14 protein-coding genes are annotated in these 16,226 nt (G+C 57.7%); 6 read left to right on the forward strand and 8 right to left on the reverse strand.

Features of this window, described 5'->3' with window-relative positions; all coding sequences use genetic code 11:
• Positions 1-146: 146 nt before the first annotated feature.
• The 5 genes from CW267_RS18695 (at position 147) to folA (ending at position 5,613) form a co-directional block, all read left to right on the forward strand.
• On the forward strand, positions 147-1,097 hold the full coding sequence (locus CW267_RS18695) for a 2-hydroxyacid dehydrogenase (RefSeq protein WP_016160281.1): 951 nt from the start codon (positions 147-149) through the stop codon (positions 1,095-1,097).
• 70 nt (positions 1,098-1,167) lie between these two features.
• A complete protein-coding gene (locus tag CW267_RS18700; RefSeq protein WP_012968954.1) occupies positions 1,168-2,472 on the forward strand; it encodes an MFS transporter in 1,305 nt (434 codons plus the stop codon).
• 95 nt (positions 2,473-2,567) lie between these two features.
• Positions 2,568-3,101, forward strand: a complete 534-nt coding sequence (kefF, locus tag CW267_RS18705; protein ID WP_008807478.1) for a glutathione-regulated potassium-efflux system oxidoreductase KefF — start codon at positions 2,568-2,570, stop codon at positions 3,099-3,101.
• Positions 3,094-4,959, forward strand: coding sequence for a glutathione-regulated potassium-efflux system protein KefC (kefC, locus tag CW267_RS18710; protein ID WP_100781232.1), 1,866 nt, complete (start codon positions 3,094-3,096; stop codon positions 4,957-4,959). Before kefF ends, kefC begins: the two co-directional genes overlap by 8 nt.
• A gap of 174 nt (positions 4,960-5,133) precedes the next feature.
• Positions 5,134-5,613, forward strand: coding sequence for a type 3 dihydrofolate reductase (folA, locus tag CW267_RS18720; RefSeq protein WP_008807476.1), 480 nt, complete (start codon positions 5,134-5,136; stop codon positions 5,611-5,613).
• Between the two features lie 292 nt (positions 5,614-5,905).
• Here folA and apaH read toward each other — a convergent pair whose 3' ends face one another.
• Genes apaH through lptD form a run of 6 tightly spaced genes read right to left on the reverse strand, consistent with a single transcriptional unit; the run spans position 5,906 to position 12,641 of the window.
• Entirely contained in the window at positions 5,906-6,754 is an 849-nt protein-coding gene (gene apaH, locus CW267_RS18730) for a bis(5'-nucleosyl)-tetraphosphatase (symmetrical) ApaH (protein WP_008807475.1), read from the reverse strand.
• 4 nt (positions 6,755-6,758) lie between these two features.
• Positions 6,759-7,136, reverse strand: coding sequence for a Co2+/Mg2+ efflux protein ApaG (gene apaG / locus CW267_RS18735; protein ID WP_004204274.1), 378 nt, complete (start codon positions 7,134-7,136; stop codon positions 6,759-6,761).
• Between the two features lie 2 nt (positions 7,137-7,138).
• The gene (rsmA, locus tag CW267_RS18740; RefSeq protein WP_008807474.1) at positions 7,139-7,960 is read right to left on the reverse strand and encodes a 16S rRNA (adenine(1518)-N(6)/adenine(1519)-N(6))-dimethyltransferase RsmA; all 822 of its coding nucleotides are present in this window, start codon (positions 7,958-7,960) and stop codon (positions 7,139-7,141) included.
• Positions 7,957-8,946 (reverse strand): 4-hydroxythreonine-4-phosphate dehydrogenase PdxA, encoded by a 990-nt coding sequence (pdxA, locus tag CW267_RS18745; RefSeq protein WP_012968953.1) that lies wholly within the window; start codon positions 8,944-8,946, stop codon positions 7,957-7,959. Before pdxA ends, rsmA begins: the two co-directional genes overlap by 4 nt.
• 5 nt (positions 8,947-8,951) lie before the next feature.
• On the reverse strand, positions 8,952-10,238 hold the full coding sequence (surA, locus tag CW267_RS18750) for a peptidylprolyl isomerase SurA (RefSeq protein WP_008807472.1): 1,287 nt from the start codon (positions 10,236-10,238) through the stop codon (positions 8,952-8,954).
• A 54-nt stretch (positions 10,239-10,292) separates the two neighbouring features.
• Complete coding sequence (gene lptD, locus CW267_RS18755; RefSeq protein ID WP_008807471.1) at positions 10,293-12,641, reverse strand: LPS assembly protein LptD; 2,349 nt, start codon at positions 12,639-12,641, stop codon at positions 10,293-10,295.
• Between the two features lie 243 nt (positions 12,642-12,884).
• On the opposite strand from lptD, the gene djlA reads away from it, so the two are divergent.
• Complete coding sequence (gene djlA, locus CW267_RS18760) at positions 12,885-13,712, forward strand: co-chaperone DjlA (protein ID WP_008807470.1); 828 nt, start codon at positions 12,885-12,887, stop codon at positions 13,710-13,712.
• 32 nt (positions 13,713-13,744) lie between these two features.
• On the opposite strand, the gene CW267_RS18765 is transcribed toward djlA, so the two are convergent.
• Both CW267_RS18765 and CW267_RS18770 read right to left on the reverse strand, forming a co-directional pair.
• Positions 13,745-14,443 carry a response regulator gene (locus CW267_RS18765; RefSeq protein ID WP_008807469.1) on the reverse strand — a complete coding sequence of 233 codons (699 nt, stop codon included), beginning with the start codon at positions 14,441-14,443 and terminating at the stop codon, positions 13,745-13,747.
• Positions 14,433-16,058, reverse strand: a complete 1,626-nt coding sequence (locus CW267_RS18770) for a sensor histidine kinase (protein WP_044612680.1) — start codon at positions 16,056-16,058, stop codon at positions 14,433-14,435. Before CW267_RS18770 ends, CW267_RS18765 begins: the two co-directional genes overlap by 11 nt.
• Positions 16,059-16,226 lie beyond the last annotated feature (168 nt).

A 16,226-nucleotide genomic window follows, 5' to 3' on the forward strand; every position in this document is an offset into this window, starting at 1 on the left:
TCTGGTCGCCGTTTTGTCTTCACGATCACGCGTCCGGTAACACGCATTTTTAACACGATTCGGCGTGATACAGATCGCAAAATCCCCCGATAAAAACCCGTTTGATAGTGGCTACCGTCGTAACCAAACGTCAAACAGGTGATCTGATGAAGAGTGTTATTCCCCGCGCCGTCCTTTTAGTGGCCCCCGTAATTGAAACCCTGCAGCGGCAGCTGGCGGAGCATTTCCCGCTGCTGCGTCTCTACGAGCAGGACGATCCGATCGCCTTTCTGCGTGAGCAAGGAGAGAACATTGCCGTCGTGGTCACTCGCGGCGACGTCGGCGTAGCAAACAGCGTCCTTGAGTTGCTGCCTCAGGCTGGGCTGATTGCCATCTTCGGCGTCGGTACCGATGCGGTGGATCTGGCGTATGCCCGCTCGCGGCAAATTGCCGTCACCATCACCTCCGGGGTGTTGACGAATGATGTCGCTGACCTGGCGATGGGGCTGCTGCTGGCCGGTTCCCGTCAGCTCTGTCAGGGCGATCGCTTTGTCCGCGAGGGACGCTGGCTGAGCGGTGGTATGCCGTTGGCGACTCAGGTCAGCGGGAAGCGTATCGGCCTGCTGGGTATGGGGAATATTGGCCAGGCGATCGCCCGCCGGGCGCGGGGTTTTGATATGCAGGTGCTGTATACCGACCGTAAAAAGATAGCGGGCCTCGATTATCAGTGGTGTGCCGACCTGCATACCCTGGCGCATGAGAGCGATTTTCTGGTGATTGCCGCATCCGGCGGCGAGGCGAACCGCGGCATCATCGACGCCTCGGTGTTTAACGTGATGCCGGCGCATGCCTGGCTTATCAATATTGCCCGCGGTTCGCTGGTGGATGAAAAGGCGTTGATCCACGCGTTACAAAACGGCGTTATCGCCGGGGCCGGGCTCGATGTTTTCGAACAGGAACCCCAGGTCCCGGCGGCGCTGATCGCCCTCAATAACGTGGTGCTGCAGCCGCATGTCGCCAGCGCCACGCAGGAAACACGACAGAAAATGAGCGAAGTGGTTTTTGCTAACGTCGCCGCCTGGTTTGCCGGCGCAGCGCTGCCAAACGCTATCGATTAATTAGCTTTTTATTTCTGTACCCGCGCGATCTCAATCAAAACAATAACCTCTGCATAGAGAGTGCAAATATATGAACGAGAAAATTCCCAGCACCCGTTGGCTGCGTATCATTGTGCCGGTGTTAATTGCCTGCATTATGTCATTTATGGACCGGGTTAATATTAGCTTTGCCCTGCCAGGCGGCATGGAGGCCGATTTAGGCATTACCAGCCAAATGGCCGGCGTGGCCAGTGGTATCTTTTTTATTGGTTATTTATTTTTGCAAATTCCCGGTGGGCGAATTGCGGTTAACGGCAGCGGTAAAAAATTTATTGCCTGGTCGCTGGTAGCCTGGGCTATCGTTTCCGTGGCGACAGGGTTTGTGACTCATCAATATCAACTGCTGGTGCTGCGATTTATTCTCGGGGTTTCGGAAGGGGGAATGCTGCCGGTAGTGCTGACCATGGTCAGCAATTGGTTTCCGGAAAAAGAGCTGGGTCGCGCGAACGCGTTTGTGATGATGTTTGCCCCGCTCGGCGGCATGCTCACCGCGCCGGTCTCCGGCGCCATTATTGCGGCGCTTGACTGGCGCTGGCTGTTTATCATCGAAGGGCTGTTGTCGCTGGTGGTGCTGGTCGTGTGGTGGTTTATGATCAGCGACCGTCCGCAAGAGGCCCACTGGTTGCCCGCCCGCGAGCGTGACTATCTGGTGACCACCCTGGCCGCCGAGCGTGCGGCGAAGCAGGCCGAAGCCCCAGTCAGCAAGGCCCCGGTGAAGGATGTGTTTGGTAATGCCGGACTGATGAAGCTGGTGATCCTCAATTTTTTCTACCAGACCGGGGATTATGGCTACACGTTGTGGCTGCCGACCATTCTGAAGGGGTTAACCGGCGGCAACATGGCCAGCGTTGGCTTCCTGGCGGTGCTGCCGTTTGTCGCCACGCTGGCCGGGATCTATGTGATTTCGTTGTTCAGCGACCACAGCGGTAAGCGTCGTCTGTGGGTTCGCTTCTCGCTCTACAGTTTTGCGGCAGCGCTGGTGGCGTCGGTAGTGCTCCGCGACCAGATGGTGGCGGCCTATATCGCACTGGTGATCTGCGGTTTCTTTCTCAAATCGGCTACCAGTCCGTTCTGGTCGATGCCGGGGCGTATCGCTTCGCCGGAGGTGGCGGGCAGCGCACGCGGGGTGATCAATGGTCTGGGCAATCTCGGCGGATTCTGTGGCCCCTATCTGGTGGGCGTGATGATGTATCTCTACGGCCAGAATGTGGCGGTCTGCGCCCTGGCCGGTTCGTTGATTATCGCCGGCACAATGACCTTTCTGCTACCGAAGCAATGCGATCTGGTCGACAGCGATTCTGATGTGGCGATCAAGAATCAACCCCGAAATGCGTAACCCACTGCGACATAAATCACAGTTATCATTGTAAGCGGTTGGCTTAACTGTCTACACTCTTGCTGATTACGACAAGAGCAAACGCAGGCCAATCAATGATTCTGATAATTTATGCGCATCCTTATCCGCAGCATTCTCATGCGAATAAGCGAATGCTTGAACAGGCAGGGACGCTTGAAGGCGTAGAGATACGCTCCCTCTATCAACTCTATCCCGACTTTAATATCGATGTCGCCGCCGAGCAGGCGGCGCTGGCCCGTGCCGATCTGGTTATCTGGCAGCACCCTATGCAATGGTATAGCGTACCGCCGCTGCTCAAGCTGTGGATGGACAAAGTGTTGGCGCACGGCTGGGCCTATGGTCACAACGGTATTGCCCTGCGCGGTAAATCGCTGATGTGGGCGGTGACCACCGGCGGCGGTGAAAGCCACTTCGACATCGGCTCATTCCCCGGTTTTCCGGTGCTGGCGCAGCCGTTGCAGGCAACCGCGCTTTACTGCGGAATGAAATGGCTGCCGCCGTTCGCCATGCACTGCACTTTTATCTGCGATGACGAAACGCTGCAGGCGCAGGCCCGCCATTATCGTCAACGCTTAATCGACTGGCAGGAGGCACACCAGAATGGATAGCCATACGCTGATACAAGCGCTGATTTACCTGGGCGCCGCGGCGCTGATTGTGCCCATCGCCGTCCGCCTGGGGCTGGGGTCGGTGCTGGGCTATCTGATCGCTGGCTGTATTATCGGCCCGTGGGGGCTGCGGCTGGTGACTGACGCCGAGGCGATTCTGCACTTTGCCGAGATCGGCGTGGTGCTGATGCTGTTCGTGATTGGTCTGGAGCTGGATCCGCAGCGGCTGTGGAAGCTACGCGCCTCGGTGTTCGGCGGCGGCGCGCTGCAGATGGTAGCCTGCGGGGTATTGATCGGTCTGTTCTGCATGCTGCTGGGCCTGCGCTGGCAGGTGGCCGAGCTGATAGGCATGACCCTGGCGCTCTCTTCCACAGCCATTGCGATGCAGGCGATGAATGAGCGCAATCTGACGGTGTCGCAGATGGGGCGGAGCGCCTTCGCGGTGCTGCTGTTCCAGGATATCGCGGCGATCCCATTGGTGGCGATGATCCCCCTGCTGGCGGCCAGCGGCGGCGCCACCTCGCTGGTGGCGTTTGCCCTCTCCGCGCTGAAGGTGGCCGCGGCGCTGGCGCTGGTGGTGGCCCTGGGGCGCTATCTGACCCGTCCGCTGCTGCGCTTTGTCGCCCGTTCCGGCCTGCGCGAAGTGTTCAGCGCCGTGGCGCTGTTCCTGGTCTTCGGCTTTGGATTGCTGCTGGAGGAAGTCGGGCTGTCGATGGCGATGGGGGCGTTTCTCGCCGGGGTGCTGCTGGCCAGCTCCGAGTATCGTCATGCGCTGGAGAGCGATATCGAGCCGTTTAAAGGGCTGCTGCTGGGGCTGTTCTTTATCGGCGTCGGCATGTCGATTGACTTCGGCACTCTCGTGACCCATCCGTTGCGTATCGTTATTTTGCTGGTCGGTTTCCTGGCGATAAAAATGCTGATGCTGTGGCTTATCGCCAGGCCGCTGGGCGTGCCGCGCGCCCAGCGCCGCTGGTTTGCGGTGCTGCTGGGGCAGGGAAGCGAGTTCGCGTTTGTGGTCTTTGGCGCCGCGCGGATGGCGGATGTGCTGGACGGCGAATGGGCTAAGGCGCTGACCCTGGCGGTGGCGCTGTCGATGGCGGCAACGCCGGTCTTGCTGGTCCTGCTGACCCGTCTGGAGAAATCGGCCAGCGGCCAGGCGCGGGATGCTGACGAGATTGATGAAGAGCAGCCGCGGGTGATTGTTGCCGGCTTTGGCCGCTTCGGGCAGATTGCCGGGCGACTGTTGCTCTCCAGCGGGGTGAAGATGGTTATCCTCGATCACGACCCGGATCATGTTGATACCTTGCGCAAATTTGATATGAAGGTTTTCTACGGCGATGCCACCCGGGTCGACCTGCTGGAATCGGCCGGCGCCGAAAAGGCGGAAGTACTGATCAATACCATAGACGATCCGCACGTCAGCCTTGAGCTGGTGGAAAGGGTAAAAGAGCATTTTCCGCATCTGCAGATCATCTCCCGCGCCCGCGATGTCGATCATTACATCAAGCTGCGCCAGGCTGGCGTCGAGGCGCCGGAGCGTGAAACCTTCGAGGCGGCGCTGAAGTCCGGCCGAATGACGCTGGAGGCGCTGGGACTCGGCGCCTATGAAGCCCGCGAGCGGGCCGATCTGTTCCGTCGCTTCAACCTGCAGATGGTCGAAGAGATGGTGGCGATGGCGGAAAACGACGCAGCGTCGCGGGTGGCGGTCTTCAAGCGGACCAGCGATATGCTCACCGGCATCATCAACGAAGATCGCCATCATCTGTCGCTGGTACAGCGTCACGGCTGGCAGGGGACGGAAGAGGGCAGGCACACCGGGGATATTGCCGATGAGCCGGAAAATAAGCCCTCAGCCTGACGCTCGTCAGTAACATTTTGTTTTCCGTTTAGAACCGGTTCTGGCGGCCCACGGTGTGAACGTGGGCTTGCCAGCAAATCAGAAAATTTTCTTATTCTTTACCTTCCGGCCAGTCGACGAAGTAGTACGCTTTCCGTATAGTGGCGACAATTTTTTGCACTCGGGAATGAATGAATGATCAGTCTGATTGCGGCGTTAGCGGTAGATCGCGTCATTGGTATGGAAAACGCCATGCCATGGAACCTGCCTGCCGATCTCGCCTGGTTCAAACGCAACACGTTAAATAAGCCGGTGGTGATGGGGCGTCTGACCTGGGAATCCATTGGGCGCCCGTTGCCGGGGCGTAAAAATATCGTGATCAGCAGCAAACCCGGCAGCGACGATCGCGTGCAGTGGGTCTCCTCAGTGGAGGAAGCGATTGCTGCCTGCGGCGATGTGGAAGAGATTATGGTGATTGGCGGCGGCCGCGTTTATGAGCAGTTCCTGCCGAAAGCGCATAAGCTCTATCTGACGCACATTGATGCGGAAGTGGAAGGCGATACCCATTTCCCGGATTACGACCCGGACGAGTGGGAGTCGGTGTTCAGCGAGTTTCATGACGCTGACGCGCAGAACTCCCACAGCTACTGCTTTGAGATCCTCGAACGCCGTTAAGCGGGAAGGATAGCAATGAAAAAACCCCGGTCGCGCCTGGCGTGACCGGGGTTTTCTTTTGCGTGAATTCCGCGACGAAGGCGCAATCAGTATCTCGTCATGTTCCCCGTCGCGGGCTTCGTCTTTCGGGAGCGCTGTCCGGGCGACAAATCGCAAGGAAATGTAGGTCGGGTAAGGCGTGAGCCGCCACCCGACACAAAAGTGGCTCCGCGCCCGCCGTTCTTGCCCGGGGCGACAAATCGCAAGGCAATGTAGCCCGGATAAGGCGCAACGGGCCGCCATCCGGGAAGACTCAGGACGCGACGGCTTCGCCTTCGTCGAGGCTTTTCTGGCGGTTCGACGGCTGGGTGAAGTACTGCTTATCTTCCCAGCGCAGGCAGGTGAGTTCCCCGCCCCAGCAGCAGCCCGTATCCAGGGCGTAAATCCCCTCCGGCGTACCGCGTCCCTCCAGTGAAGCCCAGTGGCCAAAGGCAATGCTGTAGGCATTGCTGACCGGGCCAGGAATGGCAAACCACGGCTTCAGCGGCGCTGGGGCGTCCTCGGGCGCCTCTTTCGAATACATATCCAGCTGGCCGTTGGGGAAGCAGTAGCGCATGCGGGTAAAAGCATTAGAGATAAAGCGCAGGCGCGCCAGACCGCTCAGCTCGTTGCTCCAGTGATTCGGCATATCGCCATACATGGCATCGAGGAAGAAAGGGTAGGAGTCGCTGGAGAGCACCGCTTCTACATCGCGCGCGCACTGCTGGGCGGTCTCCAGATCCCACTGCGGCGTGATGCCCGCGTGGGCCATCACCAGCTTTTTCTCTTCATCCACCTGCAGCAGCGGCTGGCGACGCAACCAGTTGAGCAGCTCGTCGGCATCCGGGGCTTCCAGCAGGGATTTCAGACGATCCTTCGGCTTGTTACGGCTGATACCGGCGAAGACGGCCAGCAGGTGGAGATCATGGTTGCCCAGCACCAGTCGCACACTGTCGCCCAGAGATTTGACATAGCGCAGGACCTCCAGCGACCCCGGGCCACGGGCCACCAGATCGCCGGTCAGCCATAGCGTATCGGTGCTCGGGTCGAATTCAACCTGCGCTAATAATGCGATCAGTTCATCGTAGCAACCGTGAACGTCGCCAATAAGGTATGTTGACATTGTTTTAATGAATGAGCGTTGGAACTGCGAGACGGAACACAGGGATCTCGATACGGAACGGCGCGCCGTCGATATCGATCATCTCATAATGACCCTGCATGGTTCCCAGCGGCGTTTCGATGACCGCGCCGCTGGTATATTGATATTCACCGCCAGCGGGAATATGCGGTTGCTCGCCGACCACCCCTTCACCCTGAACTTCAGTCTCACGACCGTGGCCGTTAGTGATGAGCCAGTAGCGGCCAAGCAGCTGAACCTGACTCCGCCCCAGATTGCGAATGGTGACGGTATAAGCGAAGACGTAACGCTCTTCTTCCGGAGAAGACTGCGATTCGATATAGACGCTTTGCACCTGAACGCAAACACGAGGCGAATTAATCATGGTTAGCTCTCCTTCGAAGGCAGATTGTTGGATAACCAGTTGGCCATCTTACAGTACTGCTCTACAGAAATATTTTCCGCACGCACTGCCGGGTCGACGCCCAGCTCGGTCAACACTTCAACGCTAAACAGATTGCCGAGACTATTGCGGATGGTCTTACGGCGCTGGTTGAAGGCTTCGGTGGTGATGCGGCTCAGTACCCGGACCTCTTTTACCGGATACGGCATGGTGCGGTGCGGCACCAGGCGAACCACCGCGGAGTCAACCTTAGGCGGCGGGGTAAACGCGCTCGGCGGCACTTCGAGTACCGGGATCACCTGGCAATAATATTGCGCCATCACGCTTAACCGACCATACGCCTTACTGTTCGGCCCGGCAACCAGACGATTGACCACTTCTTTCTGCAGCATAAAGTGCATATCGGCAATGGCATCAGTATAGCTGAACAGGTGGAACATTAGCGGCGTCGAGATATTGTACGGCAGGTTGCCGAAGACGCGCAGCGGCTGGCCCATTTTCTCCGCCAGTTCGCCGAAGTTCATGGTCATCGCATCCTGCTGATAGATGGTCAGCTTCGGTCCGAGGAACGGGTGCGTCTGCAGGCGAGCCGCCAGATCGCGGTCCAGTTCGATAACGGTCAGCTGGTCAAGACGTTCGCCGACCGGTTCGGTCAGCGCGGCGAGACCCGGGCCGATTTCAACCATCGCCTGGCCTTTCTGCGGATTAATCGCCGAGACGATGCTGTCGATCACAAACTGATCGTTGAGGAAGTTCTGCCCGAAGCGTTTACGGGCTAAATGGCCCTGATGGACTCGATTATTCATTGGGTATTAACAATCATTTTGATGGCGAGATTAAGCGCCGTGATAAAACTGCCGACGTCCGCTTTTCCCTGACCCGCTAATTCCAGTGCGGTGCCGTGGTCGACGGAGGTACGAATAAAAGGTAAACCGAGCGTAATGTTCACGCCGCGGCCAAAGCCCTGGTATTTTAGCACGGGCAGGCCCTGATCGTGGTACATCGCGAGTACCGCATCGGCATGGTCAAGGTATTTGGGCTGAAAGAGGGTGTCTGCCGGCAGCGGACCGCTGAGGTTCATCCCCTTCGCGCGCATCTCTTCCAGCACCGGAATAATGGTGTCTATCTCTTCCGTTCCCATATGGCCGCCTTCGCCAGCGTGCGGGTTAAGCCCGCAAACCAGCACATGCGGCTGGGCAATGCCAAATTTCGTGCGCAGATCGTGATCGAGAATGGTGATGATCTCGCGCAGCAGCTCGGGCGTTATTGCTTCGCTGATGGCTTTCAACGGCAGATGGGTCGTCACCAGCGCCACCCGCAGCTCCTCGGTCGCCAGCATCATCACCACTTTGCTGGCCTTCGCGCGCTCTTCGAAGAACTCGGTATGACCGGTGAAGGCGATGCCGGCGTCGTTGATGTTGCCTTTGTGCACCGGGCCGGTCACTAACGCCGCAAATTCGCCGCTAAGGCAGCCGTCGCAAGCGCGCGCCAGCGTTTCCACGACATAGGCGCCGTTTTGCACGCTCAGCACGCCGGGTTCCGCCGGAACGTTCAGCGGTACGTTAAGCAGCGTCAGCGTACCAGCGCGTTGCGGAACGGGCGGTTGCGCAGGATCGTATGGGAGGAGAGATAAAGGAAGACCGAGCCGCTGGGCTCGGTCAGTTAACAGGGCGCCGTCGGCGCAGATCACCAGCTCAACTGGCCAGTCGCGCTGGGCAAGCTGCACGACCAGGTCAGGGCCAATCCCGGCGGGTTCGCCGGGAGTGATGACAACTTTACGGATTTCAGGCATCGATATTAGTTGCTCAGAATTTTAACATACGCACTGGCGCGCTGTTCCTGCATCCAGGTTGCCGCTTCTTCAGAGAATTTGCGGTTCATCAGCATGCGGTATGCACGATCTTTCTGCGCGGCGTCGGTTCTGTCGACCTGACGGCTATCCAGCAGTTCGATCAGATGCCAGCCGAAGGAGGAGTGCACCGGTCCGCTGGTCTGCCCTTTGTTCAGACGCATCAGCGCATCGCGGAATGCCGGATCGAAGATGTCCGGCGTCGCCCAACCTAAATCACCGCCCTGGTTTGCTGAACCCGGATCTTCAGAGAACGCTTTCGCCGCTTTGGCGAAGGTGGTTTTCCCGCTCTTAATGTCAGCCGCGATCTGTTCCAGTTTGGCCTGGGCCTGGGCATCATTCATGATCGGCGACGGCTTAAGCAGAATATGACGGGCATGCACTTCGGTGACGGAGATGTTCTGAGTCCCGCCGCGCAGGTCGTTGACTTTCAGAATGTGGAAGCCGACGCCAGAGCGGATCGGGCCGACGATATCCCCTTTTTTGGCGGTGCTTAACGCCTGGGCGAAAATACCAGGCAGCTCCTGGATACGACCCCAGCCCATCTGGCCTCCCTTCAGCGCCTGTTGGTCAGCGGAGTAGGTGATGGCCAGTTTACCGAAGTTAGCGCCGTTGCGCGCTTGTTCAACGATGGCATTTGCTTGCTCCTGAGCTGCGGCAACTTCATCCGCGGTCGGGTTTTCCGCCAGCGGGATCAGGATGTGGCTCAGGTTAAGCTCGGTGCTGGCATCGTTCTGGTCGCCAATCTGTTTTGCCAGCGCTTCGACTTCCTGCGGCAGCACGGTGATACGGCGACGCACTTCATTGTTACGCACTTCCGAAATCAGCATCTCTTTGCGGATCTGGCTACGGTAGGTGTTGTAGTTGATGCCTTCATAGGCCAGACGGCTGCGCATCTGATCCATGGTCATGTTGTTTTGTTTGGCGATGTTGGCGATGGCCTGATCGAGCTGGTCGTCAGAGACCTTCACGCCCATCTTCTGCCCCAACTGCAATACGATCTGGTCCATGATCAGTCTTTCGAGGATTTGATGGCGCAGTGTCGCGTCATCCGGCAGCTGTTGGCCAGCCTGACCCGCATTGAGCTTAACTGATTGCATCAAACCATCGACGTCGCTTTCCAGCACGACGCCATTATTGACGACGGCCGCTACTTTATCGACCACCTGAGGGGCAGCGAAACTGGTATTCGCGATCATGGCGATACCGAGAAGCAGCGTTTTCCAGTTCTTCATACTTTTTCCATTTCAATTAACCGCAAATGCGGACGATGTTGTAAACCAGCCGCATCACAGGGAGCTCTGGTACGGTAAAATGTTCGAACGCAGCATCTGCTGGGTGCCGAGGCCGTAGTTAGAGCTCAGACCGCGCAATTCAATATTGATTCCGAAGGTGTTGTCGTATTTGCTCTCGCCGCCGTTGTTGTTGCTATCCCAGCCGTTGACTTTACGTTCGTAGCCAAGACGGATGGCGTAGCAGCAGGAGTTATACTGAACACCCAACATCTGGTTTGCTGCTTTCCGGGTATTGGTATCGAAGTAGTATGCCCCGACCACGGACCAGCGATCGACGATCGGCCAACTGGCGGTCATCCCCACCTGCGAAATACCCTGTTTATATTGTGCCGCCGTGGAATATGAAGGCAGTGTAGCCTGAATATATTCCGGGCTGGCGTAACGATAGTTAAGCTGGACTAAGCGGTTTTCATCGCGACGGTATTCAATGGTGCCGTTACCGGTGGCGACGTTATCCAGACGGGTATCGTACTGGATCCCTCCGCGTAAACCCCAGTCATCGGCGATGCGCCAGTAGGTATCGCCGGCCCATACCAGTGAACCCGTGGTGTCGTTGTTCTCCCAGTTGATGTTGTCATCACCGGTGCGTGACTCGGTGAAATAGTAGATTTGACCAACGGAAATATTAAAACGTTCCACGGCGGCGGCATCATACACGCGAGAGGTGATGCCGGTAGTGACCTGGTTGGCTGACGCGATGCGGTCCAGACCGCTATAGGTACGGTCGCGGAACAGGCCGGTGTAGTCCGACTGCAATAGCGTGGAGTCGTAGCTACCGATTTCACTCTGATCGCGGTACGGCACGTACAGATACTGCATGCGCGGTTCCAGCGTTTGGGTGAATCCCTCCTGCAGGTCGCGTTCAAAGACCATTTTACCGTCGATTTTAAACTGCGGCATTACGCGGCTGACAGACTCTTTGTAGTCAGTGCCGTTGGCGGCGTTGTACTTATCGAGGTTGCTCTGCTGGTAGTGGGTCGCCAGCAGCTTGGCTTCAGTATTCAGACTGCCCCAGGCGTTGGACAGCGGCAGGTTGATCGTCGGTTCGAGGTGAACGCGGGTCGCTTCCGGCATGTTGTTATTCGAGTTAACAAAATGGGCGACCTGACCGTACAGATGGGTATCGAACGGACCGACATCGTTCTGGTAGTAGTTGATGTCGAGCTGCGGCTCAGCCGAGTAGGAGTTGCTCGATTCCCGGTCAAAGACCTGGAACTGCTTGGTCGATACCGTCGCGTCAAAGTTCTGATTGACGTAACCGGCGCTGAATTTCTGCGTCGCATAGCCGTCGGTACTGGAACCATATTTCGAGCTGAAATCGTTGAAGTAGTCAGGATCGCTGACCTTGGTGTAGTCAGCGTTCAGACGCCATACCTGATCGATAACCCCGGAGTGGTTCCAGTAGAACAGCCAGCGGCGGCTGTTGCTGTCGCTCGAGTGATCGTCTTCGTAGACTTTATCCGATGGCAGGTAGTCGAATTCAGTTAAGCCGCTGCCGAGCTGGGTCAGGTAGCGGAATTCGTTTTCCCACATCACGCCGCCGCGTTTGTTCATATAGTGCGGGGTGATGGTGGCATCGAAATTCGGCGCAATGTTCCAGTAGTACGGCAGGGAGAATTCCACACCGTTTTTGGTACTGTATTTGGCGTTCGGGATCAGGAAACCGGAACGACGTTTGTCGCCCACCGGCAACTGCAGGTAAGGGCTGTAGAAAATCGGTACTGAGCCCAGCTTAAAGCGGGCGTTCCATATCTCGGCAACCTGCTCTTCACGGTCGTGGATGACTTCGCTGCCCACGACGCTCCAGGTGTCGGAGCCCGGCAGACAGGAGGTAAAGCTGCCGTTTTCCAGAATGGTATAGCGGTTTTCGCCGCGCTGTTTCATCAGGTCCGCCGTGCCGCGTCCCTGGCGTCCGACCATTTGATAATCGCCCTGCCAGACGTTGGTATCTTTGGTGTTCAGGTTTGACCAGGCTTTAGGCCCTTTAAGGATCACCTGGTTATCGTCGTAATGGACGTTGCCCAGCGCATCCACCGTTCGCACCGGTTGCGCCTGGCCCGCGGCCTGCTGCTGATGCAGCTGCACTTCGTCGGCACGCAGGCGGCTGTTCCCCTGGTTAATATCGACGTTGCCGGTGAAGACGGCATTATCCGGGTAGTTGCCCTTCGCATGATCGGCGTTAATCGTCACCGGCAGATCGCCAGGCCGCCCTTCCACGAGCGGACGATCAAAGCTTGGCACGCCAAGCATACATTGCGTTGCGAGATCGGCAGCGAGGCCTTGTTGGCTATACAAGGCGCTGGCAATCATCGTAGCCAGGAGGCTGGGAATACGTTTTTTCATACGTTGTATTTATTGTTCCATCATCTTGTGGCAGCGGCTTGCAAACGGTCAGAGCCTAACTTACTCAACATTATCACGCTAGTGTTAATCCTGCCCGTTTCGAGCCCGAGCGTTAGGCACCCTGTTGAATGACGAGTATGATAAAGCAAATTATAGGCTATGTCCCACAATTGACCGAGGCGCGAGTGCCGGGTAACGTGCGGTCATATTCGAGCTTAACGGCGATAAACAGTTGGGGAGTCTATGCAGTATTTGGGTAAAGTGATTGGCGTGGCAGTGGCTTTGCTGATGGGCGGTGGGTTTTGGGGTGTCGTGCTCGGCTTCCTGGTGGGCCATATGTTTGACCGGGCGCGCAGTCGCCGGTTGAATCTCTTCGCCAATCAACAGGAACGCCAGTCGCTCTTCTTTTCCACCACCTTTGAAGTGATGGGGCATCTGACCAAATCCAAGGGGCGCGTCACCGAAGCTGATATTCATGTCGCCAATGTGCTGATGGATCGCATGAACCTGCACGGCGCATCGCGTACGGCGGCGCAGCAGGCGTTTCGCGACGGCAAGGCCGACAACTATCCGCTGCGCGAGAAGATGCGTCAGCTGCGCAGCGTCTGCTTTGGGCGCTTCGATCTGATTCGGATGTTTCTGGAAATTCAGCTGCAGGCGGCGTTCGCTGACGGCGAATTGCACCCCAACGAACGTGAAGTGCTGTTCGTCATCGCTGACGAGCTTGGCATCTCGCGCGCCCAGTTCGATCAATTCCTGCGGATGATGCAGGGCGGCGCCCAGTTTGGCGGCGGTTCGCAGCAGCAATCGTATGGTCAGCACGGCGGCAATGCCGGCTGGCAGCAGGCGCAGCGCGGGCCAACCCTCGAAGATGCCTGCAATGTGCTGGGGGTGAAACCGACCGATGACGCGGCGACGGTGAAGCGCGCCTATCGTAAGCTGATGAACGAACATCATCCGGACAAGCTGGTGGCGAAAGGGCTGCCGCCGGAGATGATGGAGATGGCCAAACAGAAAGCTCAGGAGATCCAGAAGGCCTGGGAGCTGATCAAAGAGCAGCGCGGCTTCTGAGTTTTCCCGCCCCTCCCGTCCGGCGAGGGGTTTTAGTTTTTAGGCTGTGCGCGTCGGTACAGCCGCCGCGGATGGCCGATTTTTCCATACAGCATCTCCACTTCCAGAAAGCCGGTCTCGACACCGTGTTCCAGATAGCGCCGGGCGGTGGTTTTGCTGAGCCCGGCGGCGCTGACCACCTCATCGACGGAAAAACAGTGTGCTTCCCGGCCGCTAAACAATCCCTGCACCAGCGCCAGCGTCTTCTCTTCAATGCCCTTACTACCGCTATCCACGCGGAAGTTCTTCGCCTGCAGTTGGTAGAGAGAATCGACGTTCTGCTGATCGACGATTTTCCATTCCCGCTGCTGATCGTAAAACTGGATAAAGCGCTCAAGCGACTGGCTCAGCCGCTTCCATGAGACGGGCTTAAGGATATAGTCGAAGGCGCCGTTGCGGATGGCCAGGCTGCAGGTTTCCATATCGCTGGCGGCGGTGATAAAGATCACCGAGCAATGGGTGGTTGCCAGCACCGGGTCGGTCATCAGCGTGACGCCTTTGCCGTCCGGTAAATAATTATCCAGCAGCACCAGCTGCGGCGGACTGGCGTGGAGCAACTGCCGCGCCTGAGCGAGGGAGGCCGCCATGCCTGCCAGCCGCAGTCGCGGGTGTTTTTGCACAAGCTCGGCGTGCAGGCGCGCCAGCTCGCTCTCATCTTCAATGATCAGCACATCGACCAGGTCATGATGCATTGTGGGCCTCCGTTTGCGGACAGGCGGGGGCGTCGGCCGGGATAAACAGGGTGAAGATGGTTCCCCGCGGCGCGTTGTCGGCGACTTCGATGGTGCCGCCCGCCTGAGTGACATAATGTTCAATAAGATACAAACCAATGCCGTGATCGCCACGGGTTTTGGTGGTCACGCCGCGTTCAAAAATGCGGTCGCGAATATCGGGACGAATGCCGACGCCGCGGTCAGCCACTTCGATGATCAGTTCCCGGGCGTTGAGCTGAATCAGCACTTCCACCGGCTCGTGCGGCAGCTCGGCGCGCTGCGTGGCTTCGATGGCGTTATCCAGCAGGTTGCCGATGATGGAGATCAGTTCGGATTCCTTTAGCGACGGCAGCGGACGATCGATACGACAGGCCGGGTCGAAGCTCAGGACCACGCCTTTTTCGCGGGCGCGGGTCGCTTTGCCCAACAGCAGGCCGCACAGCGTCGGCGAGTGGAAGTGCGAGGAGATGAAGTCCAGCAGCTCCTGGGCATGCTCCGACTGGGCCTGAATATAGCGGATCGCTTCGTCATAGTGACCCATATGCAGCAGACCGGAGAGGGTGGTCATCCGGTTGAGCTGCTCGTGGCGCATGATGCGCAGGTTGTCGACATAGCGCTTCACCTGGCTGAGCTGGGCGGTGAGGGCATTGATTTCGTTGCGGTCGCGGAAGGTGATCACCCAGCCCTGCAGCGTATTCTCCAGCATAATGCGCACCCGGCTGGCGAGCACGGTCAGCTGGTTGAAGCGGCACAGCTCGTCATGAGTGTCACGCTCGAGCATGTCGCCGCTGGCGAAAAACGGCTGCGGCGAAATGACGCTGTCGATTGACTGGCCGCGCAGCTGACGGGCAGGCTGGCTGAGCCCCAGCAGGCTGCGGGCGGCATGGTTAATCACCTCAATGCGCCGCTGGTGATCGATGACGATCACCCCTTCAAAGATCGACTCCATCATTGCCTTTTGCTGACGTACCAGCAGGCCTATCTCCCGCGGCTCGAGCGAAAAAATCTGCTTCTTGATGCTGCGGGTAAAGTACCAGGAGAAGATAAACAGGGCGATGAGCAGCAGGATGGCGGCGATAAAAATATTGATCACTTTGGTCAGCGTGATGCTGTCGAGATAGCTGGTGAGGTAGCCAACGGAGACAATGCCGATCACCTGCCCCTCGTCATCGACGATGGGCGTTTTGCTGCGCAGTGAGACGCCGAGGCCGCCTTTGCGAATGGTGGTGATGGTGCGCCCCTCCAGCACCGCCTGATTGTCGCCGCCGACCAGCCGCGTGCCAACCCACTCCGGATGGACGGAGTGAAACAGATGCACGCCCTGCCGATCGCCGATGACGATAAAACTGGCGTCGCTATGGGCGGCGATTTGCTGCATAAACGCCCGGATCGCCTGCGGATCGTGCTGGCTGACCTGCTGACGCAAATTTGGCATCAGGGCTATCTCTTCAGCCTGAATTTTGGCCCGGCCACTCATCTCCTGATACAGCTGGCGGCTGGCGTCAAAATAATAATAAATGCCCAGCGCTATAAAGAGGACCGAGAAAAAGGCGACCAGCGAAATAAATAGCTTATATTGAAAAGAGAGCTTCATAGGTCCCGTACTGCGTATTCACCATATCGGCACTCTATCATTTTTCTGTCACGTGACGTAAATGTTAAGAAGAAGTTGTGATCGTCTGCGCAGGCGCTGGCTGTCGGCGGGGGACTCAGTGGAAATAACGCCTCAGAGAGAATAAAAACCATAAAAACCACAATAATA

It is taken from the genome of Klebsiella sp. X1-16S-Nf21 (assembly GCF_002837615.1).
In the GTDB taxonomy this organism is placed as follows: Bacteria; Pseudomonadota; Gammaproteobacteria; order Enterobacterales; family Enterobacteriaceae; genus Klebsiella; species Klebsiella variicola.

Bases quoted from the DNA above. Each gene is read 5' to 3' on its own strand.
- rsmA (WP_008807474.1), bottom strand. From the start codon at position 7,960: ATGAATAATCGAGTCCATCAGGGCCATTTAGCCCGTAAACGCTTCGGG.
- CW267_RS18765 (WP_008807469.1), bottom strand. From the start codon at position 14,443: ATGCATCATGACCTGGTCGATGTGCTGATCATTGAAGATGAGAGCGAG.
- CW267_RS18695 (WP_016160281.1), top strand. From the start codon at position 147: ATGAAGAGTGTTATTCCCCGCGCCGTCCTTTTAGTGGCCCCCGTAATT.
- apaH (WP_008807475.1), bottom strand. From the start codon at position 6,754: ATGTCAACATACCTTATTGGCGACGTTCACGGTTGCTACGATGAACTG.
- kefF (WP_008807478.1), top strand. From the start codon at position 2,568: ATGATTCTGATAATTTATGCGCATCCTTATCCGCAGCATTCTCATGCG.
- folA (WP_008807476.1), top strand. From the start codon at position 5,134: ATGATCAGTCTGATTGCGGCGTTAGCGGTAGATCGCGTCATTGGTATG.
- apaG (WP_004204274.1), bottom strand. From the start codon at position 7,136: ATGATTAATTCGCCTCGTGTTTGCGTTCAGGTGCAAAGCGTCTATATC.
- CW267_RS18700 (WP_012968954.1), top strand. From the start codon at position 1,168: ATGAACGAGAAAATTCCCAGCACCCGTTGGCTGCGTATCATTGTGCCG.
- CW267_RS18770 (WP_044612680.1), bottom strand. From the start codon at position 16,058: ATGAAGCTCTCTTTTCAATATAAGCTATTTATTTCGCTGGTCGCCTTT.
- djlA (WP_008807470.1), top strand. From the start codon at position 12,885: ATGCAGTATTTGGGTAAAGTGATTGGCGTGGCAGTGGCTTTGCTGATG.
- surA (WP_008807472.1), bottom strand. From the start codon at position 10,238: ATGAAGAACTGGAAAACGCTGCTTCTCGGTATCGCCATGATCGCGAAT.
- pdxA (WP_012968953.1), bottom strand. From the start codon at position 8,946: ATGCCTGAAATCCGTAAAGTTGTCATCACTCCCGGCGAACCCGCCGGG.
- kefC (WP_100781232.1), top strand. From the start codon at position 3,094: ATGGATAGCCATACGCTGATACAAGCGCTGATTTACCTGGGCGCCGCG.
- lptD (WP_008807471.1), bottom strand. From the start codon at position 12,641: ATGAAAAAACGTATTCCCAGCCTCCTGGCTACGATGATTGCCAGCGCC.